1 protein-coding gene is annotated in these 611 nt (G+C 49.3%); it reads right to left on the bottom strand.

Annotation, left to right across the window (positions count from 1 at the left end; genetic code table 11):
• On the bottom strand, positions 1-611 hold a 611-nt coding region (locus R8N49_RS28575; RefSeq protein WP_318190629.1), incomplete at both ends, for a DnaB-like helicase C-terminal domain-containing protein.

The following is a 611-nucleotide window of genomic DNA, read 5'->3' as shown; positions in this document are numbered from 1 at the left end:
AGGGAACGGTTTAGCTGCGATAGTGCAACGACAGGCACGTTCAACTCTTTCGCCAGTGCTTTAAGCGAGCGAGAAATCTCGGCAATCTCAAGAGTACGGTTATCGGTTAGCGAAGGTACGCGCATCAACTGAAGGTAGTCGACCATGATCATTGACAGACCTCCGTGCTCACGAGCAACACGACGGGCACGTGAACGCACTTCGGTTGGCGTTAAGCCTGAACTGTCATCGATGTACATATTTTTCTTCTGCATCAGGATACCCATGGTAGAAGAAATACGTGCCCAGTCTTCATCATCCAACTGCCCCGTACGGATCTTAGTTTGGTCTACGCGAGACAAGGATGCCAACATACGCATCATCAACTGTTCAGCTGGCATCTCTAACGAGAAAATCAAGACTGGCTTGTCTTGCTGCATTGCCGCGTTTTCACACAAGTTCATCGCAAAGGTCGTTTTACCCATCGATGGACGCGCGGCCACGATAACTAAGTCAGAACCTTGGAGACCCGCGGTCTTTTTGTTGAGGTCAGTAAAACCAGTATCGACACCTGTTACACCATCTTGCGGCGTTTTGTACAGCAGTTCGATACGTTCTAGCGTCTTTTCTAG

This window comes from Vibrio sp. 1978 (assembly GCF_033344345.1).
This window is presented reverse-complemented; position numbering and strand designations above follow the sequence as displayed.